Origin of the sequence: Facklamia sp. P13069, assembly GCF_050409405.1 — a bacterium.
GTDB lineage: Bacteria > Bacillota > Bacilli > Lactobacillales > Aerococcaceae > Facklamia.
Window position 1 is genome coordinate 1 of sequence record NZ_JBNUPN010000056.1, and the last position, 793, is coordinate 793.

The 793-nt window shown below is 41.1% G+C and carries 1 protein-coding gene; it reads right to left on the bottom strand.

Translation table 11 applies throughout. The annotated features are described in order from the left end of the window. Positions 1-793: ISNCY family transposase (locus ACQV2T_RS09325; RefSeq protein WP_428893588.1), on the bottom strand; the 793-nt coding region annotated here is incomplete at both ends.

Sequence of the window (793 nt, forward strand, 5' to 3'; positions counted from 1 at the left end):
CCACGCGTCCTTTAGCTTGGGGGATTGAAGTCGTCGACAGGACAATCCCTAAGTTTTGGCACATATATCCATACTGTGTTAAGGTTCTCTGGTCAGACAGAGAGCCTTTTTCTTTTCTCCCAGCCTTAAAGATCGTGCGATTATCGGTCAAAATTTCAACAGGAATGCCTTTGTTTTCTAGAAACTGAGCAGAAACTTCATAATAAGCAGCTAAAGTTTCTTGCTTGTCAAAGAAAGCACCGACAATCTCTCCCGAAGCATCATCAATGGCGACGTGTAAAAAGGCTTTTTCTGTTCCAAACCAAACATGTTGAGAAGCATCCATTTGAATTAATTCTCCGGCATATTTTTTGCGGGAGCGAGAAGGATGTGCTTTCTTTCCTTCGACTAATTGGACCTCTTTCAACAGGGAGAGTTCGCGTTGGGTGAGAGTCGATTTGTTTTGTTTGTTTAGCAATTGTTTTTTCCATCGGCGTTTCGTTGAACGACGAGCTTTGGGAGCAAGAATGTGAGCTTGAGACAAAATGTTTCGAACGGAAGATTCAGAAAGACAAAAGCCTTCTTCTTTCACTAAAAACTCATGAAAATGTTTAAAATTAAATGACGCATATTTTGTTTGATAGATAGACACAATTTGTTTTCTAAGAGAAGGTGAAATCTTGGTGGAAGGAGACCTGCCACAGTTCCCATGCTGAAAACCTCGACGTCCTTTCGATAAATAACGTTGAATCAATCGGTTGATTTGACGACGAGAAAGAGCGAGTTCGACCTCCGCGCGTTGTTTTGTTTTTTT